Consider the following 25767-nt stretch of genomic DNA (forward strand, 5'->3'; position numbering starts at 1 on the left):
GGGAAGTTGAATGTTCCAGTGGATTTATGAATCGTTCGGAAACGATTACGGTTTCCTTAGAGTTTTTAGTTATGTAACCCTACGTGCGATGATGGCGGGTCTTACTTCTATGTTTATCACCTTTCTTTTTGGTAAGGTTTTGATTTCCTTTCTCCTTTCCTTAAAGTTTCGGGAATCGGTCCGTAACGATGGACCCCAGTCTCATGCTGCCAAATCGGGAACTCCCACCATGGGGGGACTCATAATGATTTTATCACTTACCGTCTCCACTCTGTTATGGGGAAATCTCTCTAATTTAAATGTTTTATTACTTCTAGTTTCTGCGATTCTTTTTGCAGGTCTTGGATTTACAGACGACTATATGAAGTCGGTAAAAAAAATCAAAGGAGGAATGAGAGCAAGAACCAAATTTCTTGTGACTATCTTCTTTGCGGTATCTATCACTACTATTTACTTTTACTTTACCGGGAAATCCAATATAGTCGCAACCAAAGGGATTGTATTTACGATCACTGATTTGTTTTTACCATTTGTAAAAGGTCCTGTTTGGAATTTAGGATTCTTAGCAGTTCCATTCGCCATCATCGTGTTAATTGGAAGCTCTCATGCAGTCAATCTTACCGATGGACTCGATGGACTTGCTTCGGGAACGGTTGTGATTGCAACAGCTACCTTCGCCCTCATTTCTTATGTATCCGGCACTCCCTCTGCCGCAAACTATTTGCACATTCCTTACCTTCCTGGATCTCATGAATATGCAGTTTTCCTTGCAGGACTTTCTGGTGCCTTACTTGGTTTTTTATGGTTCAATTGCCATCCCGCTCAAGTGTTTATGGGAGATACAGGTTCCTTATTTTTAGGATCTACGCTTGGCCTTGTAGCCATTATGTTAAAAAAAGAAATCCTTCTAGTGATCCTTGGAGGAATTTTTGTGGCAGAAGCAGTGAGTGTAATCTTACAAGTGGGGTCATTCAAACTCACTGGAAAACGAATTTTTAAAATGGCTCCTTTACACCATCATTTTGAATTGTCTGGTTGGTCGGAAGAAAAAGTAGTGATCCGTTTTTGGATCATCGGAATTATCCTAGCCATCATTACCTTGTCTACCCTTAAGATCCAATAATCAACCACGGTTAGACAACAGTTATGGAAATCTACAGGCCAATACAAAACCTCTTTCGATTTGGAAACTCGAGGTTTGACGGGCCAGTATTGTATGGAATTTTTTTCCTATTTGGAATGGGCATTGTTATTATGTACAGTGCCTCTGTCATTCCCGCCGAACGCGAGTTTTCCGACCCAAACTATTACATAAACAAACAATTGTTATGGGGGATTCTTGGGATTATTAGTTTTTTGGTTTTCAGTCAAATTCCTTATCAATTTTTAGTGCGCTGGTCCTTTCTATTTTCTGTTCTTAGTTTGTTATTACTTATCTCAGTGTTTATCCCAGGCCTCGGAAAATCAGTAGGAACTAGTTATGGAAGGAGTTTTAATCGTTGGATCCAAATTGGAGGAGTCCAAATCCAACCTTCCGAATTTTCAAAGATTAGTCTTTTACTCTTTTCCTCTTATTTCTTTTATAATTTTGATTTCAAAAAAGTAAAATGGGACAGAAAGAAGATTGTCTCAGTACTTTTGATTATTGCCACATTAGTACTGATTGTGATTGAACCTGCCTTTGGTACAACGATTGAGCTCCTTCTTGTTTTATTTTTCTTTGTACTCCTTGCTGGGTTTCCCATGAAGCGGCTTTTTATCTTAGGCGCTTCTGTTTTGCCTCTCCTTGTAGTTCTTGTGACCCAAGTCGGTTACAGAAAAAAACGTTTAGAAATTTGGCTTGATCCTTATAAATTTCGATTTGATGAAGGCCACCAGTTGGTCACTAGTTTTCGTGCCTTCTTTGATGGAGGAAGTTTGGGTCGCCCCGTCGGCTCCGGTTATGCCCACCGATATTTGGCCTATAGCCATACTGATTTTGTGATGGCATCTTTTGTGGAAGATTTTGGATTTTTGGGTTTTTTGTTATTTCTCTCCGTTGTGATTTTTCTTTTTGTCCGAATTTATTTTTTAATCCAACGTTTGAAAGACAAACTTGGCTTTTTTTTGGCATCGGGAATTCTCATTCTCTTTGGATTCCAAACCATTTTGAATTTATTTGTAGTGACTGGAATTGTTCCTGTCACAGGAATTTCCTTACCTTTTTTAAGTTATGGAGGATCCTCCCTCATTACAATTTTTATCCTATTCGGAATTCTTGCCAACATCACCAGTAAAGAGAATTTGGTATTATGAGTGGATCCGTATTGATTGCAGCTGGTGGGACCGGTGGACATATATCGCCAGGAGTGGCACTTGCCGAAGTTTTAGCAGAAAAAATTTCCACGTTTGGATTTGATGCGGTGTATTTACATTCCCTTGTACGTAACAAAGACAATCCTGATCTTTTAAATCCGCCATGTACTGTTCTTTGGCATAATGTGCCTCAGTTAGGTGGTCTACGAACATTAGTTTATCCGCTTTTATTCTTATATCCTTTTTTTAAAACGATTTTGCTCTTTCATCAGTTGAAAGTAAGGGCAGTGATCGGGATGGGAGGGTATTCTAGTCTTCCTGCCATCCTCTATGCCATTCTATTTCGAAAGAAATTATATCTTTGTGAACAAAATTGTGTTCCAGGAAAAATCACTCGTATCTTTGCCAGGTTTTCGGAGAAACTCGCTTTCAGTTTTCCCTTAGCAGAAGGATATTCCATTTCTGGCAAAACCATAGGAAATCCGATCCGTAAACGTGTGATTCCAATAAACTTAAATATCCGACAAAATGAAAACTTACATGAAGGAAAAAAGAATACCGTCAATGTTCTTGTTCTTGGTGGATCCCAAGGGGCAAGGCAACTCAACCAAATGATTCTAAAAGCAATGGAAAATCCTGAGATTGCAAACAAGTATAAATTTCGTTTGTTAACAGGAACTTCTTTGTATGAAGAAACCAAACGAAAATCAGTTGGGGATGCAGAAATCATTTCTTATGCGAATGATATGAAACCTAATTATGAATGGGCAAATATAGTCGTCGCAAGGTCAGGTGCCGGAGTTCTTGCTGAATGTTTGGTTTTTGGCCTTCCGATGATTCTCATTCCTTATCCTTATGCCGCAGACAACCACCAAAAGGAAAATGCAAATTATATAGAATCCCAAGGGGCGGCGGTGACCATTCATTCCACTTCAGAAGATCCCACGAGGCTTGTGCAGATTTTACTCGGGTGGAAGGATCACTCGGAAATTCTCCGAGAAATGGGACATACTTCTTTGGCACTTTCCAATGTGAATGCAGCATACCAAACGGTTTCCTATTTTTTTCATTAATATATATATATCGAAGTATAAATACAGTGAAAGGTCCTATTTTATTTTTGGGAATTGGTGGAAGTGGAATGTCGAGTCTTGCCCATATGGCACTCGACTTAAAACTTTCGGTTTTTGGTTACGACAAAAAAAATTCGGAAACAACTCGATACTTAGAAGAACGTGGGGCTACCATTCAAAACAATATCGAACAGATTCCTTTAGAAGGAATCGAGATGGTAGTGTATAGTTCTGCAATCAACGACAAACACAAACAAGTGTTTGATGAAATTAAAAACAAAAACATTCCTCTTAAACATAGATCAGAATTTATGCATCTTTTGGTTTCGAACCAAAAATCCATTTCCGTTGCCGGCAGTCATGGAAAAACATCTACGACCACCATGGTTTCTCAAATTCTAACTGAATTGGGATTGGATCCTACCATTATGATTGGTGGGGACACGAGTCTTTTGGAAAAACGCGGAGGAAAGATCGGGGGTGGAAAATTTGCCGTTTACGAATCGGATGAATCTGACGGGACCTTTCTTGGCCACAAAGCTTCCATCCGTCTATTGACAAATATTGACAATGACCATTTGGATTATTACAAAACCCGCGAACGTTTAGAAGATGCCTTTTTTGAATATATTTCTTTTGGCACTGCCGGTGATGCCGTGTTGTATGCCAATGATCCTGGGATTCGGGATGTCCTCTTACATAAAACTAAGGACATTCAGTTTTCTCCAGAATTCCGACTCTATCTCTGTCTAGAAAGTAAAGATACAAAATCAGAATGGTATCTTTCTTTAGAATTGACACTCGGAAACCAACTCATTCCGATACGGTATCATATCAAAGACGATGTTTTGGAATTTGATTTTCCCGGATTTACTTCCCTATCTTTACAATTACCCTATCCCGGGGTTCATTATCTGACCAACGGGCTTGTAGCCCTTGTGGGAGCTTTTGTAGCAGGAGTTTCTCCTGAAATATCTGCGGATATACTCTCTCGTTATATTGGTGTTAAACGAAGGCAAGAAATTTTAGGAATTTGGAATGGGGTCACTGTGATGGATGACTACGGTCACCATCCCACAGAAATTGCCATGGTCATTCGTTCCTTAAAAAACAAATTGAAATTGAATGGAAGGCTTGTCGTTCTTTTCCAACCGCATCGTTATACCCGCACACAGTTGTTATTAAAAGAACTGGCAGAGTCTCTTTCTTTTACAGATAATCTCTTAATTTTACCCATCTATTCCGCAGGGGAACCACCCATTCCGGGAATCACTCATGAATCCTTTTTACCTTTCCTGAATACAAAGAATGCAGAATTTTTAAAAGGAGATATGAATTTAGATTTAATCTCTATCAAATCCAAATTACAAGGAGGGGATATGTTCCTTTGTTTAGGTGCTGGAAATGTGAGAGACTGGGGCCTTAAATTATTAGAAGACAAATCGAAATTATAGATTAAAGGTCATGAAAGAGGGGGTTTACCTCTTCTAAATTTCCTTTAAAATTCATATGCCCCATTTTTCTTCCAAATTTTGCATCCCGTTTTCCATAAAGATGCAATTGGTATCTATCATCTTTTAATAGAGAACGAGCGATAGACAAACTCTCTTTGTATTCATTTCCTAAAATATTTTTCATTAACGTAGGTTTTGGTCTAACATCTGTTGGGGGATAGTTTCCTGTAATTGCAGCTACATGCAAATGGAACTGTGAAAAACTTTGGCAATCTTGAGTGAAATGTCCCGTGTTGTGAGGTCTCGGAGCAAATTCATTCAGATAAATATGGTTTTCTTTTAAAAAGAATTCCACACCCATTGTTCCCACATATCCCAAAGTCTCCGCGAGTTTTGAAGCCATTTCAGTGGCCTCCAGGTTCAGGCCTGCTGGAATTCTGGCAGGATAAATAGAGAGATCTAAAATATGATTTTTGTGTTCATTTTCTACAGCCCCGTAACAAACAATTTCCCCATTTTGAAAGCGAGTGAGGATGATACTGATTTCTTTTTGAAAGGGAATCACTTCCTCAACCAGATACTCCTCTTTTCCTGAAGGAAAGGCTTTGTATAAAAAGTTTTGGTATTCGTTCTCATCCTTAACTTTGACCTGACCTTTTCCATCATACCCAAAACGAAGTGTTTTGATGATCCAAGGGAAAGGGATTGCGATTTCAAACTTTGCAGTGTCTTCTGTTAGGTGAAAAAAATCGGCAGTGCGAAATCCTAACTTACGAAAATGAGTCTTTTCTAAATACCGATCTTGGGCAATGACCAATGCCCTCGCGGGTGGAAAAATTTGAATTTGTTTTGATTGTGACTCCAAATACTCTAACGTGGATTTGGGAATATTTTCAAACTCGAAACTTAAAACATCAATTTTCGAAAGAAATGTTTTTAATTTGGATAAGTCTTCGTAACTACCGACTGTTGCTCGGGCTCCCGCCTTTTCTGCGGGGGAATCCTCGTCTGGTGAATAACAATAAAAATCATAACCCAGGGGGAGGGCTTCTAAACACATCATCTGTCCGAGTTGGCCTGAACCCAAAACACCTATTTTTAGATTTTGATTTTCTTTAGATAAGTTGGTCATTTTTAGAAAGTGCTAACTTACGGTTGTTGTCTGCAAAAGATTCTAATTTTTTGTGTAACTCTGCATCCAATAAAGAAAGGATACGAACCGCTAGTAATCCTGCGTTGGCAGCACCACTCGTCCCGATTGCTAACGTGGCAACCGGGACACCTTTCGGCATCTGAACAATCGATAAAAGACTATCCATTCCATTCAATGCCTTGGACTGCACTGGAACACCTAATACGGGTAATGTGGTAAGGGAAGCTGTCATTCCGGGCAAATGGGCGGCACCACCAGCACCAGCAATGATTACACCAAATCCATTTTGTTTTGCAGATTTTGCAAACTCGACCATCCTTTCAGGAGAACGGTGTGCTGATACAATTTCTTTTGCAAAAGGAATTCCAAACTCTGTCAAAATATCACAGGCTTCTTTCATGGTTTCCCAATCAGAATGGGAACCCATAATGACAGCTACTTTTGGTAGATTTGTAGGCATACGTGTAATCTAGGAAAGGCCAATTCTTCATCAACCCTTAAATGTTTCTAAGGCTAGTACTATTCTTTCCATTTTCATAGACCGAGATCCCTTGACGAGTAAAACAGAATGTTTCGGAACAGTCGATTTCACAAATTGAATGAGTTCCTCCGCTTCGGTAAAACATTGGGCTCCATGCACTTTCTTCACCATAGGTTTTGTTTCTTCGCCAAATCCGAGTAAGACACCTTTTCCGATTCTCTGGATTTCTTTTCCCATCTCTTCATGATAGTATTTCGAAAACTTCCCGAGCTCCTTCATCGAACCTAAAATCCATACGATGTTTTTATCACCGGCAAACTGTTCTGCTGCTCCAATACTAGAAAGCATGGATTCTGGATTGGCATTATAACAATCATCAATGATGGTATAGTAACCCTTGTTTATATTCAATCGTTTGTCAGGGCTTTTGTAATTTTGAATTGTTTTTGTAATTTGGTCTGGATGGATTTCAAAATGAGTTCCTACAGCCAACATTCCTCGCACATTGGAAAGAAGCTTTGAGCCAGGGAGTTTCCAATGGATCTCTTTTCCTTTCCACTCCAGGCGAAATCCATTTGGTTCTATTTTCTTTATTTTTAAATTGGGTTTTTCTTTATGATTCCAAATCAAAAGCTTAATTTTTTGTTTTTTAGTTCTCAATTTCACACGATTCAAAAACTCCAAGTCGTCGGGTACAAAGATGACTGAATTTTCTGGCATTCCACTGATGATATCTATTTTTTCTTCGGCAATGGCTTCTCGTGATTTAAGATTTTCAATATGGGCCGAACCAATATTTGTGATAAGGGCATGTGTAGGTTCAGCGATCTGGGAGAGCCTAGCGATTTCTCCTCTATGGTTCATTCCCAATTCACAAATCACAACTCGAGTCTCTTCGGTAATCCGAAACAAAGTAAACGGAAGTCCGATTTCATTGTTATAATTTTTTTCTGTAACCACAAGGGATTTTCGATTCAAAAAACTGAACAAGCCACCTAACAAATCCTTTGTGGTTGTTTTTCCTGATGATCCAGTGACTGCAAAAATGATGGGTCTAAATCTAATTCTATGGTAACGGGAAAGGACTCCCAGTGCGAGTAAACAATCGGGAACTAAAATCGCTTTCGACTGATCGGCATCGGAAAGTTTTTTTAAGATAGGGTGGTTTTTTTCGCATAGAAAGGCAAGTGCCCCTTTCGATAAGGCATCGGGTATAAATTCATGACCATCCCTTGTTCCTCGTAAGGGAACAAACAAAGACCAAGGCTTGGTTTCAGCAGATGAGGTTGTGATCCAACGGAAGGTAGGATTGTCCGTCCGGTCCCAATGTGGGTCTTTGGAAAACAAACTTAGAATAGTTGACAGGGAATATTCAAATGGTGCGATCATAGCTTCTACGCCAGTTTCTTTCGGAAAGAAAGATTTGGAAGAAAAAGATAAATGAAACGATCCAAAATCAAAACCATCCTGATTGGCCTAGGACGGATTTGTTCCAGTTTAGAAACGGATCCTTTTCGCAAAAAACCCTGCACTCATATGGGCGTGCTCAACTCCGACTGGGGAAAAGATCGGTTTGAATTTATTTTGGGGTTGGATACAAATCCCGAAAAATGTGAATCTTTTCAATCCTATTGGGATGCAAAAACAGAAATCGTAAACTCCGACCCCAGGAAAGTAACCCTACCTAATTCCATTCAATTAGCAGTCATTTCCACTCCCAGTGCCAACCACGAAGACTGGGCCAAACACTGCATCCGCCAAGGGATTCCCAATCTTCTCATTGAAAAACCAGTGGCACTCACAGAATCCGGGGCCAAACGGATTCAAAAACTCGCAAAAAAACACAAAACCCGAATTTGGATCAACCATGAAAGAAGGTATCATCCCAGTTATCAATTTGTAAAAGACCAACTAACAAAAGGGAATTTTGGGAACCTGAAATCCATCCGAGCCTCTGTATTTACTTCGGCTAAAAACCCTGGCCTTGCATTTTCAAAACTAGGTGGTGGCCCTTTACTCCATGACGGTACACATGCGGTAGATCTCATCCATTGGATTCTCGGAAAACCCAAGTTAGTGGATGCAAAATTAGAAAGACCAAAAAGGAATTCTATCGAATCAAGAGCTGTGGCCTGGTTTCGAACTAAAGCAGGTGTGGATGTTCTTTTAGATGTGGCGGGCGAAAGAGACTATTTTCAATTTGAACTCGATATCCATACCGATACCCACAGAATTATTTGTTCCAATGATGGTTTTCAGTTTTACCAATCGGAAACGTCAAAGTTGTACAAAGGATTTCGGAGTTTAGTTCCTTTTCTTCCAGCTCAGTTTCCAAAACCAGAAACAGCCAATGCATTTATCGGAATATATGATGAAATCTTTCAAGTGATTACGGGAAAAAAACAAACGATGGAAGGGACACTTTCCAATAATATTGAGATTCTAAGCTTGATAGAATCCATTTACAGGCGAAAACAATGAATTCAAAACAAAACAGGTCCGCTTCCATTTATTTTTTTGTAATAAAAACTTGGTTCCACTATCTCGTATTAACCAAAATCAAACGAAAATTCAAAAGCCAATCTAAATATGAAAACCTCCGGATTCAGTTTTTAAAAAGAAAAGGTAAAGAGACAAAGATCCTATTCTTTCGATTAGGTGGAGTGTATATCAAAATTGGTCAATTTATAAGCAATTTATTTCATGTTTTACCAGAAGAATTCTTATGGGAACTACAAGACTTACAAGATAAAATCCCACCCAGAAAATTCGAGGATATTGACAAACGTTGGATCCATGATTATGGAAAATCAATGAATGAAATCTTCACAAATCTAGACAAATCATCTTATGCAAGTGCTTCGACCGCCCAAGTCCATATTGGTTATTACAATGAGAAAAAAGTCGCAATAAAAACTTTATATCCTGGAATTGAAGAAGATGCCATTCGCGATTTAAAAACTATCTCTAGGGTACTTTGGATCATTGACCGATTTGTATTTAAAATTTCTGCCAAAGAAGTAAACGAACAACTGCACTCTATGATTCGTGCAGAACTTGATCTTCGAAGCGAATTAAAAAACCTAAAATACACCAAACAACTATTTGCTTTAGAAAAAGATTTTTATTTCCCAAATCCGATAGATGGACTCTGTAACAAACATACGTTAGTTACAGAATTTGTGGAAGGCAAAAAAATTTACGAATTAGGGGTTTTGGAATCCCATACCAAAAAAAATCCCAATTTAGAAAAACTGGTTCGGGCTTATATCCTAATGATTTTCGAATACCGATTCTTTCATGCAGATCCACATCCTGGAAATCTAATTTTTATGGAGACTGGGGAACTTTGTTTTATTGATTTTGGTGCCGTTCAATCCATCTCCGAAGAAGAAACTCGTATTTTAGAAAGAATTCTAATTGGTGCTATGCGAAAAGACTATCATCTAATCACAGAATCTTTATTTGAACTTGGAGCCGTAACCGAATCATTATCGAAAGAAGAACTCATCCAAATAGTGAAGTATTCTCTGGAAAAATTAAATCGAATTTTAGATTCCACTGACCACTTTCGTAACATTGGTCTTGATACACTTCGTCCAGCAGAGGACCTTCGATTTTTAAAAGAAATCCAAGTAAGTTTAAAACGACTTCTTTCTAGTTTGAAACTTCCCCCCAATTTCCTAAGTCTCCACCGCGTACTTGCTTTGTTACTTGGAAACTCATCCTATTTGGACCCAACAAGATCCATGATTGATTATGCAGAAAAACCATTCTCGCAGATTGTTCTGAAAGGAAGTTCGTTGAAAAAACTTTGGAAGGATGAAGGGGAAGAATTCATTACGAGTCTCTTTTCACTTCCTAAGGAACTGAATGAATTTTTATACAAATGGAACCGAGGAGAGTTCCAAACCCCGGATTCCTCAAGAAAAGAGGAATTACGGCTAAAGGAAATATTTACCTTCGGAGCGCTCGGTTCGATATTTTTCTTTTTCGGAATGTATTATTCGGAAAAATTATGGAAAGAACCAAGCATATTATTTTACATACTATCAGGGCTGAGTTTTTGGTCTTTAGCCAAATCAAGTCTCAGTTATTGGAAACAAAAATAAACGGACCCTCTTTAATTTATGAATTTACCTAAAACCCCATTTTTTTCGGTCTTTAAACCAGGATATCTTGCTTTTGTTGCAGTTGGACTTTTTTTAGATTTATCATCTAAATATATTATCATCACCAAAATGTTTGCCCACGAAAGTATTCCTGTGTTAGGTGATTTTTTCCGATTGTCCTTAACTTTTAATACCGGTTTTGTGTTTGGACTTTTTCAAGACAACGCCCTGCCATCCCTTTTTGCTACAGGATTTGCCATTATATTCCTTATTTTCTATCGTTGGCAAAATGCTGATTTGGGAAATGCTTGGGGCTGGAATTTTGTGATGGCAGGAGCTTTCGGGAATTTTTTAGATAAATTTTTTGTAAAAATTCCGGGAGTTGGTTTTCGATTCGGGTTCACACCAGAAAAACCGGGAGTCGAATACATTGGCGTTGTGGATTTTCTCGACTTTGAATGGCCCGATTTTTTACTCTTTGATCGTTGGCCTGCGTTTAATGTTGCCGATTCTTGTGTGTCGATTGGAATCGTCATCCTCCTTTTCACTATGGACTGGAAAGAGTTAGATAAAAAATAAAACTAAAATCAATATAAGTGGAAAAGTAATAGGGATCCGTTCGCAAAAAAAGATCCCGACTTTTTTATTATAACAAATAACTTCTCATCACATTCACAGACAAAGTTTTAAACACATCCTTGTCTTCTTCTACTTTACCTACTTTCCAATTGATTCCAGAGGGGGATGCGTAGAGACTACGGGCCGGTTTCCCTTCTGATGGTCCACAAACACGGATTAAATGGACCCCTCTTTCTTTGGCAAGCGATTCAAAGTAGGTAAGATCTTCCTCATAAGAACGTTTTTCGTCGGCATAAGATAAATAGAATATGATTTCAATATCTTCTTTTTTAAACTCTTTCCAGATAGATTCATTTTCTAAATCTTCACCAACAAGAAGTCCAAAACGAAGGCCCCCCATGATAAAGATAGATTCTGTTTTTCCAGGAACCACACCGGGTTCTTTAGAAAGGGAAGGGGATTTTTTTTCGTAGAAATCTACTAAGACTAGAGATTGGACAATGGGTAGAGCGGAAACCAAATGACCTTCTTCATTTTTTCGATAGTGGCTACCGCCGAGAATGACCCCAGGAAAAGTTTCCGAAATTTCCAACAAATGGTCTTGGTATTCTTTTTCGTGTTTGGCGGCGGTTTCAGGCGATTCACTTTGAAAGAAGTGAGGAAAACCTTCCGGTAAAATCAAAAAATGAGCCTTACTTTGTTGGATTTTTAAAATTTCCTCAGGGCTTATGCGTTTATGTAAGTTCTTTTGGTAGATTGCGATTTTTATGACTGCCATTAAAATGGATTCCCAGATGGTAATATGTCATCATCTAAAGGATCATCCGAACTGTCATTTTCTTCACTAGAGGAATCCTCACTTAAGTCATTAGTTTCCGAACTTTGATTTGTTTTCGCAACTGGATTCGATGGTTCAGAGGAATCTTTGTCTAAATCAGCAAACTCTGTATCCGTAGATTCACCACTAGCATTTCCCAATTCCACACCAAAAGAAGATTTCATTTGTTCTGGAGTGAGTTCCACAAGGCCACCGAATAAATCACCAGTTTCCAAGCGCTCATACAAAGCCATTAAGTAACAATAGGCTTCCATAATGCACTGTTTCACCGGTTTTTTATTGAGCCGTTTGCGAGACTCCATCGAATCCAAAGTCAAAACGTCATTCATGTTTGCGACGATTTCCTTTTTGCTTTTCATGTCCTTTATCAGAACAAGAAGAGAATCTCTGGATTTTAAACTAAATTCTTTGATGGCCAATCTAACGGTTCTGGATTGTCCGGTACGTTTTTGTTCAATTCCTGTTAGTTTTTTGGAAGCTTCAATGTAGTTGGCACCTGGATTGGCTTTGTGTTTTTCTAACTCTCTTACGATGTCGTTATAAATACGGAATTGGTCAATGATGGTTCTTGTGCCTTCATAAATATCCAACATCTTTTGGCGATAATCCACCTTAACTCCGTTAACCGAGCCAGGTTTGATATCAATTTTTTTTGTTGTCATCACAAAGGAATATTCATCATCAAATTCAAAGAAATAGAACAAGGCAAGTAGGGCTTTATCCGAATCGGAAATGTGACCATACTCATTTTTTGGATCAAATTTTTTACGAAGTTTCGGTAGAGAATACATCTGCATCAAACGAAGGCCATACGCTTGCTCTTTGGAAAGAGGAACTTCTTCTTCTGCATCCTCCTTTTTTGCTTCTTCCTCTTTTTTATCGTCTCTGGTTTCTACCTGCTTTCCACCAGGAACATTTTCTCCTGACTTTCTTTGGCCAGGGCGATCTTCAGGAAGAATACCCAAAAGGTTTTCCATATAACGAGAGATAAGTGGGATATTTTTATTTTCTGCCCTTAAGATAATAAGATAAAGCCTATCAAAAAAACCTTCAAACAACGTATCAATTTCTTGCGTTACCTTTCGTTTTTTGTTCGCATAAATTAGTGATGGTTTCCCTTCCAATTTTTGTAATTCATCATAAGCTTGGACAAAAGATTTTTTTAAAGTCTCTTGGTAAGGATAAAGAATGTACATCCTTTTAAAAAGTGCATAAATTGGATTTTTGACTCGTTCGATAGCAACGGGAGACTCTGGGGCAACCAGGATGGGATCAGTAATGTCTGTTAGTTCGGGGCCATTATAAAGTTTTTGGCCCATGGCAAGTAATTCCACGAGGAGCGGATTGATTTTATCTAAAGCTTTACTCAGTTGAGGAGAATATTGTTGGTTTGCTAAAAGTTCATTTCCACTGTATTGAAGTTCAATTAAGGATTGTTTGGCGCGAATGCTAAAATCGTGCATGAACTTGGGAGTGAGGTCGCTTGTTCCAAACGGGGTGACACGGGCAAGCCAACATTTGAGTTTGATCCCAAACCTTGCTGAAAAACTACTAATTTCTTTTTCGTATTGGGCTTTTGAATCTGCTTGGGATCTTGCGTTTCCAGAATCAGATTTGTTTTGGTTTCCACCCCGACTTCCCGATCGGCTATCGTCGTTTCCACGGGAAACGGTGCTTTGTCGAACCTTGGGTTCTGGGCGACTCTTCTTTGAGTCGTCTTCTTTTTGCGGTTGTTTTTCTTTTACAATTTCCCCGCCGGCACTGACAAACTTATTGAACATATCCTTTCTTGCAGAATCATCCAGTTTCCCAACGCCAATTGCCCGTTTCGTATTATCAAAATCGCCCATAATTTACTATCGTTCCAAATCCTTAATATGGGAATTCAATTTCTTACAAAAAGCAATTTTTAGTGGATTCCCCCGTTTTTCCGAAAAGATTGGAGTCCAAAAGGTAAATACACCATGGCTGATTACATCCTGTCCGAAGATCTCAAAGAAGCGGTCCAAGTGGCAGAAATTACAAAACGACCTCTCCTTCTGAAAGGGGAACCAGGAACCGGGAAAACTCTCCTTGCGAGTTTCCTTGCCGAGACAAAGAACCTTCCCTTTTACCGCTGGCATATTAAATCCACTAGTTTGGCCAAAGAAGGTTTGTATTTCTATGATGCCGTTTCTCGATTGAATGACTCTCGGTTCCCAGAAGAGGAAGCCATGCTCCGGGTCAGGGATGTAAAAAACTACATCCGGCTCGGGGCCCTTGGGGAAGCATTTTCCCAACCAGACAAAGCAGTAGTCCTCATAGACGAAATTGACAAGGCAGATATTGAATTTCCGAATGATTTGCTTTTAGAATTGGACAAAATGGAATTTTTCATTCCAGAAACCAAAGAACATATCATCGCCAAAGAAAGACCGATTGTCATCATCACTTCCAATAACGAAAAGGAACTTCCCGATGCCTTCCTCAGGCGTTGTATCTTCCATTACATTGAATTTCCGAAACGAGAGGCGATGAAAGAAATCATCAAAGCTCATTATCCATCCATTCAAACAGAGTTTATGGAAAAAGCTTTGGCCATGTTTTATTCAATCCGAAAAATCGAAAGCCTCCGAAAAAAACCTTCCACAAGCGAACTTTTGGACTGGATTCAAGTTTTGTTAGTATCAGGGGAAACTTTGGAATCTAGTAAAATTCCATTTGCAGGAACCCTCTTCAAATCAGAAGACGACTACCGAGTTTATTTGAACTAATATGTTCTTGGATTTTTTTTACAATCTGCGCGGGGAGTCTGTTCCTTGTTCTACGGGAGAGCTAATTGCATTTCTCGCAAGTCTCAGGAAACTCACTGATCCTTCTGGATATATGAACTTGGACCAACTTTACCGAGTGGGTCGACTTAACTTTGCCAAAGATCTAAAACACTACGATAGTTATGACCTTGCCTTTTCCAAAACCTTTGGGAGTTGGAAGGAACAAAGGATTCAGTTTAGAGATACTCTATTTGAATGGTTAGATGAAAACATTCCCAAACATTTAAGTGATTCCGAAAAATTAAATGCTCCTAATCTGAGTATGGAAGAAGTCATCGAAGAATTAAAAAAACGTTTGGCTGAACAAAAAGAGCGCCACGATGGTGGGAACAAATGGGTAGGGACTTCGGGAACCTCTCCCTTTGGTAATTCCGGCTTCAATCCCAACGGAATTTCCATTGGCGGAAATACAGAAGGGAAAGGGAACCGTTCTGGTGTGAGTTTGTGGAATGAACGCAAATACAAAGCTTACCGGGAAGATGAAATCCTAGACACAAGATCCATCCAACTTGCCTTAAAGGAACTTAGGTTTTTAAAAAAAGAAGGAAGAAGGGAACTCCACGTAGACAAAACCATCGATAGAACCTGTGAAAATGGGGGCGAAATTGAGCTTGTGGAAGAAAGAGAACGAAAAAATTCTCTTCGACTTGTACTCATCATGGACATCGGAGGAAGTATGACCCCTCATTCCGACAGAGTGAGTAAACTATTCAGTGCGAGCCGTGGGCTCTACCACTTCAAAGAAGTACATAATTACTTTTTTCACAATATCTTTCATGAATATCTCTATGCAAATCACGAGTTTCAAACACGTATTTCTTTAAAACAATTCGAGGAAAAATTCCGCAAAAACACAAAACTCATTTTTGTGGGAGATGCTTATATGGCTCCCTATGAACTTATGGGAACACCTTACAATCCTTATGCGTATCATGGTTCAAGTTCTGAAGAAAAACAAAGAAAAGCCAAAAGTGGGCTCGAATCTCTAAAAGAACTTGTGGGATATTTTCCTGAATCGGTTTGGCTCAATCCCGAGCCCAAACGTTTCTGGGGTGCACCTACGATCGAAGCCATTGAAGATGTTGTTCCCATGTTTCCCTTAACAATTGAGGGATTACGGAAGGCTGTAAAAAGATTGGTTTAACCAATTTCACGAGCAATTCTCGTTGATTTTCAGAGTTTTTTTGCCGTTAATCAAACAGATGATCATTCAAATTTCGATTCCTAGTTTGGTCATATTCTTTATCAATTTCATCACGCTCGCTTTTTATTATTCCTTTTATCGATTTCATTTTTACCGCTTTACAGAATCTTTTTTACAATACACTGCCATTGCTTTTTCTATTTTTAGTGCAGGGATTGCCATCGGTTTACAATCTCTACTTTTGAATTGGCTTCCTAACGGTGGGCCATATTGGAACGCTTTTATTCTTTCTGCTTTTGTGGAAGAATTTGCGAAATTACTTGGAATTTATCTATTTTTTAGAAAAAACCAAGATGAATTTACTGTCACTGATGGAATTTTTTACGGCCTTGTGTTAGGTGGAATTTTTGGATTAGTTGAAAATATTTTATACTTTATTAACACCGGTCTTTGGTCGCAGGTGCTTCGCTCCATTACGGCGCTCCCCATTCATATGATGAATGGGGGGCTTGTGGGAGCCTATCTGATGATGTTCTTATTTCATAAAAACCCAATATTCAAATGGGGCAAACTAAGCTTTGGTTTTTTTGTTTGTGTTGGAATTCACGGATTCTATAACCTCTCGATCTTTCAAGAAATTGATTTACTTGTAATTCTGCCGGTTTGTATCCTTTCCCTATTTTTTATATTGGAGCTAACAATCGCTAAATCAAGAATTCTTGTTCCAGGTCATATTCTAAAACTAATGAATATGAGTATGGAAGAGTATGAAATTTTAAGTCGACACAACCGACACGAAGGTTGGATTCAAAATATTCAAAAACATATTTCTACATCGGGGATCAAACTTTTACAATACCCGAACTTACGCCATTCCATCCTTACTGGATTCTTTTTGATCCCAGGGATTTTATCAGTATATATATTATTGGATTCCCCAGATTGGATTACTCAGAAATTTCCTGATTTAGCTCTGCAGGATTATTTTGCTTTATTTGTGATGTATCCCATCATTCTTTCTCTTATGTTTTTCTTTGCGGGAATTTTAAATCCGTATTTTTTTCGAGATAGAATGCTTGCCGTTCCACTATTTAGTTCTGTTGACTTACATGTAAATAATATTGAAGAAAATTCGGCCATCTTTCATATCCAAGCCAATATGTTTTACCTTCCGACTTCACAAATGTTTCCAGACAATACCAAAGTTAAATTTGATCTTTGGATTGGACTGGATTGTTTTGTAGGACTTTCGGGAACTATTTTATGGTGTAGAGAAACGGAAGAGGGGAATTGCGGTGCTATGTGTCAACTGGATGCGATTCCTTATCCATTCCTAATCAAATGGCACTTCCTTCGGTTCAAACAAAATTTTAAAAATTTATTTTTACGAGAGGCGATGGTATAAGTGATCTCAATTAAAATCGAGATTCAAAACTAAATCCATAGAACAAACTATCATTTGGTCTTTGAAACTGGTTTGCAGATCCTAAGATATTTGAATTTGGTTTCAAATCTAAAATCGGCTTTAAATACACTCCATTTGCATTTTCCTTTTTTGTTTCCATCCGACCTAAATAAAAACTATCAATCAAACTGTAAGTAATGATGGAAGTGAATACCGCCGAATAAATGAGAAAACGTTGTCTATGGAAGTCGTATTTGTCCGTACTAAGGGTATTTGCAAAAACAAATACTCTACCATCTGCCGTAGGGATATACTCGATATCGTTGTTGATTGCATTCACAGATGCATTATATTCATATAACATCCCCAAGCCGGAAAGCAATGCTCCACTGAAAATAAAAGCAGCTTTTCCATATCTTTTTTCGGTTATCGGCGTATAACCAGGGATAACTTTCGGAGTTTCTTCCTTAATCACCTTCACAATCACTGACTTGTTTTGAATCTCAAAAGATTCAAAATCTAAAGTATCGACAGATTCCAAAGTTTTGGACTCTGTCTCAATGGTGATTTTGTCGCGTTCCAGAGTCTTGAAATTACCAAAAATTTCTTTTCCAGCAAAAACCCATTTACCCTTTACTCCGGGATCAATGTAACGTTCCATAGGAAATCCAGAATCCGCATTCACTCGAAGGCTTGCTATTTTTTTTAACGGAATAATCTCAAGTTCCAAGGGGCTACTCTTTTTGGAAAAACTAGCATTCGTTTTCGTTAGTTTGGTGAGAATTAAATCGCAATCTTCCACACCAAAAGTTTTATAATCGGCACAAGCGGGAAGTCCATCATAACCTACATCGATTCCTAAAACTTCCGTATTTAAAAATTTATACCTTTTTCCTTGATCCTGCCATTCCACATGAGTGGCGGTTACATTCACTACCTTACCGTTCAGTACTTCCCCTGATTTCAAGCGAATCTTGTCGGCTGAAAGGGAGAAGAAAGCAAAAACCACGAGAAACGGAAGTGAAATAGCTCGTAGGAAGCGAAGGAAGGATATGTAGATGCCTAAAACCAATGGGAAAATCTCATTTTGTGATAGATTTCTATCACTTAATTATCGACAATACTAGTAATTGCCGTGAACAAAAGCAAAATCAAAACGACGAATTCCTTACGCTTTAAGATTGGACTGTTTTATTCCCTTCTTGCCTTGCTCAATATCATCTTTTTTACGGTGATGATCTTCGAAAATCAATCTGATTTGCTTCTCAAGAACTTCCAATTCCAGTCAGAAAACCTCGCCAACACCATCCTCGCTGATATTCAATCCATTGGCCTTTCGGGTAACCGAGATGAAAGTTTTGAAGTTTTTCGTAAAACACTAAAACTCTATGAAATCAACAGATTTTCGATTTTTGATCCTGATGGAAAAATCATATTATCTGAACCAGAATCTGGACCGGGTGTAAAAGAAATCACAGAATCTGTTTTAAAAAAGACCAAAGAAGTTTCTTCCGATAAGGAAGGAAATTTATTCAAAGCACGATACAGTTTGGATCTTAACGAATCGGATTTTACGGTTGATTTTTTATTACCCATCCGTCTTTCCGATAGCAGGGAAGTTTTTCTTTTTACCCATTTTAATATCTCATCAATCCAAGACCGATTAAAACAACTCTACATTCAGGTGGGTTATGCTGTCCTTTGGGGGATTGTTTTCCATATTATTTTTGCTATCCTTGTATACCGAGCTATCTTCAAACGAGTAGGATCCTTAGAGGTTGCTTCCAAAGAAATGGCAACAGGTAATTTGCAGTCTAGGGTAGACTGGGGATTTAAAAGTAATGATGAATTGGATAGTCTGGGTAAGTCATTCAACTTAATGGCAGAAGAAATCCAAAACAAGGTAACAACCATTACTCGGTTGAACGAAGAAATCAATCAAGAACTACAGATCGGAAAAGAAGTCCAAGAATTATTTTTACCTTCGGTAAAAAAATATAAAAAATTTAATATTGGGAAATTGTATCGCCCCATGCGTGAAGTGTCCGGCGATTTATACCAATACTTCCAATTTCCAGAAAGTAATTATTATGGATTCTTTTTGGCGGACGCTTCTGGGCATGGAGTTTCTGCAGCCCTCGTAACGGTTGTTATGGCAATGTCCTTACAATCAATAATGAAAGAAAATCACTCAGCCATCCAAGCAATCAACCAATTGGGGGAAGTTATTGCCAACCGCCTCCAGGCATCTTTTTTTGCTACCGGAGTTTTTGTTGTTTTTGAAGAGCCAGGTGTTGTCAAATTTGTAAATGCAGGCCACAACGCTCCCTTTATCATTCGACCTTCCACCAAAGAAATCACCTATGTTGATAGCTCAGGTCCACCGCTTGGTATGGGAGATGACATTCAATATTCCCTAGAATCTTTTCCAGTTCTTCCTGGAGACAAAATCGTTCTTTATACCGATGGTGTTGTGGAAACTCCGATCAAAGAAGGGGGCCTATTTGGACTCGAACGATTTACTGAAGTAGTTTTAGAAAACATTTACTTATCCAATGCAGAAATTGTGGAAAAGGCAATGGCACTGCTCGAAGAAAAACATGAGGAATATAAGGATGATGTGACTATGATTGTCCTTGATGTACCGGAATGAAAAAGTTTTTCTTTTTCTCTCTTTTCCTCATTCTATTTTTATTTTTCGCTTTGGCCTCTCAGTCCATCGTCAGTGTAAAATTACAAGAATTGCGATTCGGAATTCTCAGAGATCAACTGATGAACTACGAACTTTCTTCCCAAACATTACGTGAAAGATTGAAACAAATGTTTCTTTCCAAAGATGATTATATGTCTGAGGTAAAAGTCAACATTCTGGAATCGGGTATTATGAACTCCGAAACAGAAGGTTTAGACTTAAAAATGAGTTGGCAGGACCGTTTTGGTCTTTACGTCATCAACTCAGTTCGGTTTCTCAATTTTAAGCCCGCCTTAGAGTTAGAAGAGCAACAAAAAACAATCATTCGTTTGCAATTTGCCTTTTATATGGAACGGACAAGAAAGTATCCGATTGCCTCCAAAAAATACCAAGAATTGGAAGATTCTATCACTTCCTCACTTTCAGATGAGATGGCATTCACACTCCTTCACCACGGATATTGTTTGGTGATGATGGGTGAAAGAGAAAAGGCCTTTCTTAAACTGACCAAAGCGATCGATTTATTTTCGGGAACTCACTACGCAGAGAATGCAACCCTCCTGATTAGTTTTTTAGAAGAAGGTGAGAAAAAAAAAGAAGAGCTGAAAAACAAAAAAAGGTCACCAGAAGAATTGGCTTATTCTTTATTTCAAAGTGGGGATTATGAAGAAACCCTCAAAACTTTGGAAAGTCTACCCAATTTGACCAAAGATCAATCTTATATCAAGGCACGTTCAATGGAAGAGTTGGGTAAAACTTCCAATGCAGTAAAGGAATACATTCAACTTGTAAAACAAAAACAAAACAAAGAAGTTGCGATCCGTGCAAACAGGCGTTTATTGCTCATCGGAAATTTCTATCAAGAAAACAAATCCCTTGTTGCTTTTTCCAAAGAAGAAGCAAACAAACTGGGGGATTCCAAGGCAGCAGAAAACATCGAAGAAGGAAAAAGCTTAGTTCTAAAACCAGTCATTATTGAAAAAGTACTGAAAGCAGAAACCACATCCAACCTCTCAGAAGAAGATACAAAAGAACTCAACCAAATCAAAGAGAATATCCGCGAATCTCTTGAAGATTCTAAACAGGAAACTACCAAACTTGCTGCTGTAGTTTCAGAAGAAAAAATACCTTTGGTTGCAGAAACTCCGGAAGTGGCCTCCGAAGCGCCTGTGAAAAATCCGCCTGTGGTTGTGAAAAAAACAATTCCGCAAGACCCATTGAAACTAAAGGTAAAGTTAAGGGACGGAAGGGAAGTTGTTTGCGACGAAGTGAAGATTGAAGGAAATCTAGCGACTTTGCAATTGGGCTCTTTTGGACTAAACCTTCCTTATGACTTGGTAGTTTCTGTTCAAGTATCCGCGGAACGCGGAACCCCTGTAAAACTAGTCACTAGTTCTGGAGAAAAATCGGAATCAAATCGATGGATCCAAAATAGTTCTGGCGATTGGACAAAGCCAAAATCTCAAGAAGAGCCGGTGGTTCGGGGAGAGGTAAAGTCTTTCCGGCTCTAATGAGTCAATGTAACGAGTCAGTCTTTATGGGAGTTCTGATTCCCCACCGAGGATGGTAAAAAATTTATCCAAACTGGACAATTTTAATATTACCATTACATCCTGGCTAACATTCAAAAGGAAAAACTGTCCTTCTTCCGACTTGAGCTTCTTTTGAAGATTCGCAAGCAAAGCGATTCCGGAAGAATCCAATAGTTTGATATTGACCATATCAATTGCTACAGACTCAGCCCCGTCATCGATGATTTTGTGGAGTTCTTTTTTAAGTGCGGGTGCAGAATAAATATCGAGGGAACCCTCTAGAGTAACAACTGTATGATTTTTAACTTGTTTGGTTGTGAAATTCATTGAACTTCCTACTGGCACGTATACTATCTGTTTACTTGCCAAATTTGTAAAGAATTTTTGTGGAAACTTGTTTCGCATGTCTGGTAGCCATTTTGATTAGAAAAAACCCTAGGTTTGTAGCCTTTTTAAAACTAAGGTAATTGCTTGGTTGAAACCATCGAAACCACCCTTGTCATAATCATTAAGTCCTTTATAATCCAAATCACTCATGTCCAAGAGTAATTTCCTGAGTTCATGCTCTAAATATTCTTTTTTAATATAATTAGTTTCAAAAGTTTTCGGATGCACTAGGCTATATCGGACGAAATTTCCTATGTTTTTCGAATCTTTTTTAGGTTGAGATTTTAGGAAAAATACGAATCCTTAGTGGGAGAGATAGCCGGCAACGGCCAATACAATGGGCATTCCAATCAGCGTTCTAATACTCGAAAACGATTCTAATAGTGTATTTGATCTTGTGCGAGAGATGAAGGCCAACGGTCTAAGTCCCCTCTACAAAGTGGTCGAAACATTCCCATCATGGGAAGCTACAGTCCATGAAGAAGATTGGGATGCAATTATCTGTAGCACCAGAGAACCCTTTCACTCGGAAATTCCTGTATATTTACAATACCTAAATGATAAAAAAATTGACATTCCGGTAATTTTACTCAGTGATCCTGAAGATTTTTCGAAAAACTTAAGTTATATGAAATCAGGTGTCAATGATCTAATCGATCGAAAAAACCTCCTCCGATTAACAGAAGTTTTAGAAAGGGAAAGAAGAGAACTTGTTTATAGGAAAGAAAAAAATACTACGGAAACTTTCCTATACCAATCTTTAAAGGAAATCCAACTTCAGAAGTTTGCTTTAGACCAAGCAAATATTGTCTCTATCACAGATGCGAATGGAATCATCACCTATGTCAACGAGGCATTTTCAAAAGCAACTGGTTACACTGTTTCTGAACTCATAGGCCAAAATCATAGAATTCTAAAATCCACAGACAAAACCAAAGAGGATTGGACTAAAATTTGGGAAACCATTCAAAAAGGTAAAGTTTGGCGAGGTGAGATTAGAAACATTAGAAAAGACGGTAGTGACTATTGGGCCGATACAACGATAGTTCCTTTTACGGGTCAAGATGGATCGGTCTTTCAATACATTGCCATCCATCACGATATCACAGACAGAAAACTAGCTGAACAACAGTTAACTCATGATGCCTTTTATGATAATCTCACAGGACTTCCAAACCGCGCCTTGTTTCTAGCAAGAATTGAACAAAAAATCTTTGCCTATAACTCAAAAAATACAGGTTATCCTATTTTATTCTGTATTAACATCGATAACTTCAAGCGAATCAATCATTCCCTGGGAAATGAAGCAGGCGACCAGATACTAGTTATCTTTTCGGAAAGACTAAAACAATTTTCAGATCCTGATGCCATCATTACAAGGCTCGGTGCGGACAACTTTTCCATTTTGGTCACCCATCTTCTTGCGATTGATGAAGGTGTAAATTATGCAATTCGATTATTGGAACGTTTAGGGGATCCCATTCCACTCGGTGGATACGAAATTTACCTAACGGCTTCCTGTGGGATATCCACCTTCGGACTTGGTGGTAAAGATGCTGATGTACTTTTGCGAAATGCAGAGATTGCGATGTTTCATGCAAAATCACAGAAGGTGGGGACAGTGTCTGTCTTCAACCAAGCTATGCAGGAAAAAATCCATTTCCAACTAGAAATTCAAAATGATTTAAAAAAAGCCTTAACTCATAACGAAATTTTTGTTTTTTACCAACCCATCTTAGATATCAAAGAGAATAGAATAGGTCATTGGGAGGCACTCGTTCGTTGGCGTCATCCCCAAAGAGGGATGGTTTCTCCGGCAGAGTTCATTCCTCTGGCAGAAGATTCAGGTCTTATTGTTCCGATCACGCGCTTTGTTTTAGAACAAGCAGCAAATGTCATTGAAGAAGTGCAAATCAAACAAGGCCTTCCCATTTCCATTGCGGTTAATTTAAGTCCTCAAGTTTTCTTTGATCAAAACATCTTTCACTGGATTGTAGACCTCCACAATCGTAGAGAAATCCCGTATACATCCTTACAAGTGGAAATTACTGAAAGTTTGGCGATGAAAAATCTCACAGAAACAGTACCGATTCTCTCTAACCTAATTGATATTGGTGTAAAAGTGGCTCTCGACGATTTTGGTACAGGATTTTCTTCTCTTTCTTATTTAGAAAAATTGCCACTCTCCATTGTAAAAATTGATAAATCATTCTTAAACAACGTTGAAGAAGGCTCCAAAGAAAGTTTTCTATTAATCTCTATTATCAATATGGCACATGATCTTGGTTATTCGGTGGTGGCTGAAGGAGTAGAGGAAATAGAACAATTGGAGTTATTGAAATCTTACGAATGCGATAAAATCCAAGGTTACTGGTTGTCAAAACCGATTGCAAGTGAAGAAGTAATTCCGTTCATTCATCAATTTTATTCAAAACAGGAAAAACAATGATTCGAATTTTAAATTTAGTTTTAGTGATCGCATTTTTCATTCAGTGCAGCACTTCTCCTACGGGAAGAAGACAAATCCTAATCGTAAAAGATGCTGAAATGAATGAAATGGGAACCACAACATTTTCAGAAATGAAAACAAAAACGCCAATCGATTCTAGTTCCATTTCCAACACTTATGTAAACTGTATCGTATCAGCAGAGTTAGCTGTAACTTCAGATACAACGGGAGTGGAATCCTGGGAAGTGGTTGTATTTAAAGACAATACTCCGAATGCGTTTGCTCTTCCAGGTGGAAAAATTGGTGTTTACACCGGAATGTTTTCGGTCGCAAAAAATAGAGACCAGCTAGCAGCCGTAATCGGGCACGAAATAGGACATGTGATTGCTCGTCATGGAAATGAACGTGTCTCTCAAAACCAACTAGCGGGTGGATCCGTGAAATTATTAGAAAACCTTGGCAAACCCATGGTTGCAGGTGCCCTGGGAATGGGTGCAAAATTTGGGATTCTACTTCCTTTTTCTAGAGAACACGAATCGGAGGCTGATTTAATTGGGTTGGAGCTGATGGCAAAGTCAGGATTTGATCCCAGACAAAGCGTGGAACTTTGGAAAAATATGAGTGCCCTTGGGGGAAACAAACCCAATGAGTTATTATCAACACACCCATCGGATGCAACTAGAATGAAACATTTAAATGCGGCAATGCCAAATGCTTTGGCATTATGGGAGAAAGCAAAAGCAGAAGGGAAACGTCCCAACTGCCAACTTTAAAGTGACTTTTATTCGCAGAGAAGTTTTCTTCCTGTGATTTTACAATTTCTAGCCTTACCTTCATCGGTAAGGACTCCGATCCCTTCTTGGCCATCGGAAGTAAAGTCTCCCGATACGGACTTACCATCCTTGAAACTATAAGTTCCTTTTCCGTTGATTTGTCCGTTTTGAAATTCGCCTACGTATTTATCTCCGTTTTTGAAACTATATTCGCCAGGTCCTTGTTTTTTATCTTCTACGTAAGTGCCACTAAACTTCTCACCGTCAGTATAGAGGAAACTTCCGCTTCCTTCTCGTAAGTCATTTTTAAAGGATCCGGTATAAACATCGCCATTATCATAAACATATTTGCCAATTCCGTTGACGCAGTTCCCTTCAATACATCCAATTTTTTTTCCACCCTTTTCTGGATCTTCTAAACTAACATTTCGTGAATTGGATTTCGGATCTTGGTTTGAAGGGTCAGATGCGTCTTTTGTATCCTGTGAAGCACAAACAATCAACATAGGTAAAAGAAAAACTCCACAAAGCAAACTGCGAAAAGATAATTTCATACATCCCCCAAATCTGAACCCATCGTAGAGTAT

General features: G+C 38.5%; 22 protein-coding genes. 14 read left to right on the forward strand and 8 right to left on the reverse strand.

The genetic code is table 11. The annotated features are described in order from the left end of the window. Nucleotides 1-10 precede the first annotated feature (10 nt). The 4 genes from mraY to murC are packed head-to-tail and all read left to right on the forward strand — an operon-like array spanning nucleotide 11 to nucleotide 4822. Nucleotides 11-1123, forward strand: a complete 1113-nt coding sequence (gene mraY / locus JWG40_RS09520; protein WP_205285556.1) for a phospho-N-acetylmuramoyl-pentapeptide-transferase — start codon at nucleotides 11-13, stop codon at nucleotides 1121-1123. Between the two features lie 23 nt (nucleotides 1124-1146). Next, nucleotides 1147-2295 carry an FtsW/RodA/SpoVE family cell cycle protein gene (locus JWG40_RS09525; protein WP_205285557.1) on the forward strand — a complete coding sequence of 383 codons (1149 nt, stop codon included), beginning with the start codon at nucleotides 1147-1149 and terminating at the stop codon, nucleotides 2293-2295. Next, entirely contained in the window at nucleotides 2292-3368 is a 1077-nt protein-coding gene (locus JWG40_RS09530) for a UDP-N-acetylglucosamine--N-acetylmuramyl-(pentapeptide) pyrophosphoryl-undecaprenol N-acetylglucosamine transferase (RefSeq protein ID WP_205285558.1), read from the forward strand. Before JWG40_RS09525 ends, JWG40_RS09530 begins: the two co-directional genes overlap by 4 nt. Nucleotides 3369-3394: 26 nt before the next feature. Beyond that, a complete protein-coding gene (gene murC, locus JWG40_RS09535; protein WP_205285559.1) occupies nucleotides 3395-4822 on the forward strand; it encodes a UDP-N-acetylmuramate--L-alanine ligase in 1428 nt (475 codons plus the stop codon). A gap of 1 nt (nucleotide 4823) precedes the next feature. On the opposite strand, the gene JWG40_RS09540 is transcribed toward murC, so the two are convergent. Genes JWG40_RS09540 through JWG40_RS09550 form a run of 3 tightly spaced genes read right to left on the reverse strand, consistent with a single transcriptional unit; the run spans nucleotide 4824 to nucleotide 7845 of the window. Beyond that, complete coding sequence (locus tag JWG40_RS09540; RefSeq protein WP_205285560.1) at nucleotides 4824-5954, reverse strand: 5-(carboxyamino)imidazole ribonucleotide synthase; 1131 nt, start codon at nucleotides 5952-5954, stop codon at nucleotides 4824-4826. Next, nucleotides 5938-6435 (reverse strand): 5-(carboxyamino)imidazole ribonucleotide mutase, encoded by a 498-nt coding sequence (purE, locus tag JWG40_RS09545; protein ID WP_205285561.1) that lies wholly within the window; start codon nucleotides 6433-6435, stop codon nucleotides 5938-5940. The genes JWG40_RS09540 and purE overlap by 17 nt, the downstream gene beginning before the upstream one ends. A 30-nt stretch (nucleotides 6436-6465) precedes the next feature. Next, nucleotides 6466-7845, reverse strand: coding sequence for a UDP-N-acetylmuramoyl-tripeptide--D-alanyl-D-alanine ligase (locus tag JWG40_RS09550; protein ID WP_205285562.1), 1380 nt, complete (start codon nucleotides 7843-7845; stop codon nucleotides 6466-6468). A gap of 51 nt (nucleotides 7846-7896) precedes the next feature. On the opposite strand from JWG40_RS09550, the gene JWG40_RS09555 reads away from it, so the two are divergent. From JWG40_RS09555 to JWG40_RS09565, 3 genes are read left to right on the forward strand one after another with little or no spacing between them, the layout of a single operon-like run. Then, nucleotides 7897-8937, forward strand: a complete 1041-nt coding sequence (locus JWG40_RS09555) for a Gfo/Idh/MocA family protein (protein WP_205285563.1) — start codon at nucleotides 7897-7899, stop codon at nucleotides 8935-8937. After that, nucleotides 8934-10568 (forward strand): ABC1 kinase family protein, encoded by a 1635-nt coding sequence (locus JWG40_RS09560; protein ID WP_205285564.1) that lies wholly within the window; start codon nucleotides 8934-8936, stop codon nucleotides 10566-10568. The genes JWG40_RS09555 and JWG40_RS09560 overlap by 4 nt, the downstream gene beginning before the upstream one ends. Nucleotides 10569-10586: 18 nt before the next feature. Beyond that, nucleotides 10587-11147, forward strand: a complete 561-nt coding sequence (locus JWG40_RS09565) for a lipoprotein signal peptidase (protein ID WP_205285565.1) — start codon at nucleotides 10587-10589, stop codon at nucleotides 11145-11147. A gap of 67 nt (nucleotides 11148-11214) precedes the next feature. Here JWG40_RS09565 and JWG40_RS09570 read toward each other — a convergent pair whose 3' ends face one another. Further along, on the reverse strand, nucleotides 11215-11925 hold the full coding sequence (locus tag JWG40_RS09570) for a carbon-nitrogen hydrolase family protein (RefSeq protein WP_205285566.1): 711 nt from the start codon (nucleotides 11923-11925) through the stop codon (nucleotides 11215-11217). Then, complete coding sequence (locus tag JWG40_RS09575; protein ID WP_205285567.1) at nucleotides 11925-13835, reverse strand: hypothetical protein; 1911 nt, start codon at nucleotides 13833-13835, stop codon at nucleotides 11925-11927. The genes JWG40_RS09570 and JWG40_RS09575 overlap by 1 nt, the downstream gene beginning before the upstream one ends. A 114-nt stretch (nucleotides 13836-13949) precedes the next feature. Here JWG40_RS09575 and JWG40_RS09580 point away from each other — a divergent pair, with 114 nt between their 5' ends. The 3 genes from JWG40_RS09580 to JWG40_RS09590 are packed head-to-tail and all read left to right on the forward strand — an operon-like array spanning nucleotide 13950 to nucleotide 17347. Continuing rightward, nucleotides 13950-14738: an AAA family ATPase gene (locus tag JWG40_RS09580; RefSeq protein ID WP_205285568.1), complete on the forward strand. Its 789-nt coding sequence runs from the start codon at nucleotides 13950-13952 to the stop codon at nucleotides 14736-14738. A 1-nt stretch (nucleotide 14739) separates the two neighbouring features. After that, nucleotides 14740-15942 carry a VWA domain-containing protein gene (locus tag JWG40_RS09585; RefSeq protein ID WP_205285569.1) on the forward strand — a complete coding sequence of 401 codons (1203 nt, stop codon included), beginning with the start codon at nucleotides 14740-14742 and terminating at the stop codon, nucleotides 15940-15942. Nucleotides 15943-16000: 58 nt separating this feature from the next. Beyond that, nucleotides 16001-17347, forward strand: coding sequence for a PrsW family intramembrane metalloprotease (locus JWG40_RS09590; RefSeq protein WP_205285638.1), 1347 nt, complete (start codon nucleotides 16001-16003; stop codon nucleotides 17345-17347). Nucleotides 17348-17357: 10 nt separating this feature from the next. Here JWG40_RS09590 and JWG40_RS09595 read toward each other — a convergent pair whose 3' ends face one another. Continuing rightward, nucleotides 17358-18356 (reverse strand): LB_137 family protein, encoded by a 999-nt coding sequence (locus JWG40_RS09595; RefSeq protein WP_205285639.1) that lies wholly within the window; start codon nucleotides 18354-18356, stop codon nucleotides 17358-17360. Nucleotides 18357-18482: 126 nt separating this feature from the next. Between JWG40_RS09595 and JWG40_RS09600 the strand changes: the two genes are divergently transcribed. Continuing rightward, complete coding sequence (locus JWG40_RS09600) at nucleotides 18483-20000, forward strand: SpoIIE family protein phosphatase (RefSeq protein ID WP_205285570.1); 1518 nt, start codon at nucleotides 18483-18485, stop codon at nucleotides 19998-20000. Then, the gene (locus JWG40_RS09605) at nucleotides 19997-21550 is read left to right on the forward strand and encodes a tetratricopeptide repeat protein (RefSeq protein WP_205285571.1); all 1554 of its coding nucleotides are present in this window, start codon (nucleotides 19997-19999) and stop codon (nucleotides 21548-21550) included. The genes JWG40_RS09600 and JWG40_RS09605 overlap by 4 nt, the downstream gene beginning before the upstream one ends. A 24-nt stretch (nucleotides 21551-21574) precedes the next feature. On the opposite strand, the gene JWG40_RS09610 is transcribed toward JWG40_RS09605, so the two are convergent. After that, nucleotides 21575-21898: an STAS domain-containing protein gene (locus JWG40_RS09610; protein WP_002974097.1), complete on the reverse strand. Its 324-nt coding sequence runs from the start codon at nucleotides 21896-21898 to the stop codon at nucleotides 21575-21577. Nucleotides 21899-22295: 397 nt separating this feature from the next. Between JWG40_RS09610 and JWG40_RS09620 the strand changes: the two genes are divergently transcribed. Both JWG40_RS09620 and JWG40_RS09625 read left to right on the forward strand, forming a co-directional pair. After that, complete coding sequence (locus JWG40_RS09620) at nucleotides 22296-24407, forward strand: EAL domain-containing protein (RefSeq protein WP_205285572.1); 2112 nt, start codon at nucleotides 22296-22298, stop codon at nucleotides 24405-24407. Continuing rightward, nucleotides 24404-25180 carry a M48 family metallopeptidase gene (locus JWG40_RS09625; RefSeq protein WP_205285573.1) on the forward strand — a complete coding sequence of 259 codons (777 nt, stop codon included), beginning with the start codon at nucleotides 24404-24406 and terminating at the stop codon, nucleotides 25178-25180. The genes JWG40_RS09620 and JWG40_RS09625 overlap by 4 nt, the downstream gene beginning before the upstream one ends. 8 nt (nucleotides 25181-25188) lie before the next feature. On the opposite strand, the gene JWG40_RS09630 is transcribed toward JWG40_RS09625, so the two are convergent. After that, nucleotides 25189-25734 (reverse strand): MORN repeat-containing protein, encoded by a 546-nt coding sequence (locus JWG40_RS09630; protein WP_205285574.1) that lies wholly within the window; start codon nucleotides 25732-25734, stop codon nucleotides 25189-25191. Between the last annotated feature and the right edge of the window lie 33 nt (nucleotides 25735-25767).

The sequence above is a fragment of the Leptospira abararensis genome (assembly GCF_016918735.1).
GTDB classification, from domain to species: domain Bacteria; phylum Spirochaetota; class Leptospiria; order Leptospirales; family Leptospiraceae; genus Leptospira_A; species Leptospira_A abararensis.

Coding starts and splice junctions, on each gene's coding strand:
- purE (WP_205285561.1), bottom strand. CDS start 6,435: ATGCCTACAAATCTACCAAAAGTAGCTGTCATTATGGGTTCCCATTCT.
- JWG40_RS09525 (WP_205285557.1), top strand. CDS start 1,147: ATGGAAATCTACAGGCCAATACAAAACCTCTTTCGATTTGGAAACTCG.
- JWG40_RS09560 (WP_205285564.1), top strand. CDS start 8,934: ATGAATTCAAAACAAAACAGGTCCGCTTCCATTTATTTTTTTGTAATA.
- JWG40_RS09575 (WP_205285567.1), bottom strand. CDS start 13,835: ATGGGCGATTTTGATAATACGAAACGGGCAATTGGCGTTGGGAAACTG.
- JWG40_RS09580 (WP_205285568.1), top strand. CDS start 13,950: ATGGCTGATTACATCCTGTCCGAAGATCTCAAAGAAGCGGTCCAAGTG.
- JWG40_RS09625 (WP_205285573.1), top strand. CDS start 24,404: ATGATTCGAATTTTAAATTTAGTTTTAGTGATCGCATTTTTCATTCAG.
- JWG40_RS09565 (WP_205285565.1), top strand. CDS start 10,587: ATGAATTTACCTAAAACCCCATTTTTTTCGGTCTTTAAACCAGGATAT.
- JWG40_RS09610 (WP_002974097.1), bottom strand. CDS start 21,898: ATGAATTTCACAACCAAACAAGTTAAAAATCATACAGTTGTTACTCTA.
- mraY (WP_205285556.1), top strand. CDS start 11: ATGTTCCAGTGGATTTATGAATCGTTCGGAAACGATTACGGTTTCCTT.
- JWG40_RS09540 (WP_205285560.1), bottom strand. CDS start 5,954: ATGACCAACTTATCTAAAGAAAATCAAAATCTAAAAATAGGTGTTTTG.
- JWG40_RS09555 (WP_205285563.1), top strand. CDS start 7,897: ATGAAACGATCCAAAATCAAAACCATCCTGATTGGCCTAGGACGGATT.
- JWG40_RS09605 (WP_205285571.1), top strand. CDS start 19,997: ATGAAAAAGTTTTTCTTTTTCTCTCTTTTCCTCATTCTATTTTTATTT.
- JWG40_RS09590 (WP_205285638.1), top strand. CDS start 16,001: ATGATCATTCAAATTTCGATTCCTAGTTTGGTCATATTCTTTATCAAT.
- JWG40_RS09550 (WP_205285562.1), bottom strand. CDS start 7,845: ATGATCGCACCATTTGAATATTCCCTGTCAACTATTCTAAGTTTGTTT.
- JWG40_RS09585 (WP_205285569.1), top strand. CDS start 14,740: ATGTTCTTGGATTTTTTTTACAATCTGCGCGGGGAGTCTGTTCCTTGT.
- JWG40_RS09620 (WP_205285572.1), top strand. CDS start 22,296: ATGGGCATTCCAATCAGCGTTCTAATACTCGAAAACGATTCTAATAGT.
- JWG40_RS09570 (WP_205285566.1), bottom strand. CDS start 11,925: ATGGCAGTCATAAAAATCGCAATCTACCAAAAGAACTTACATAAACGC.
- JWG40_RS09630 (WP_205285574.1), bottom strand. CDS start 25,734: ATGAAATTATCTTTTCGCAGTTTGCTTTGTGGAGTTTTTCTTTTACCT.
- JWG40_RS09530 (WP_205285558.1), top strand. CDS start 2,292: ATGAGTGGATCCGTATTGATTGCAGCTGGTGGGACCGGTGGACATATA.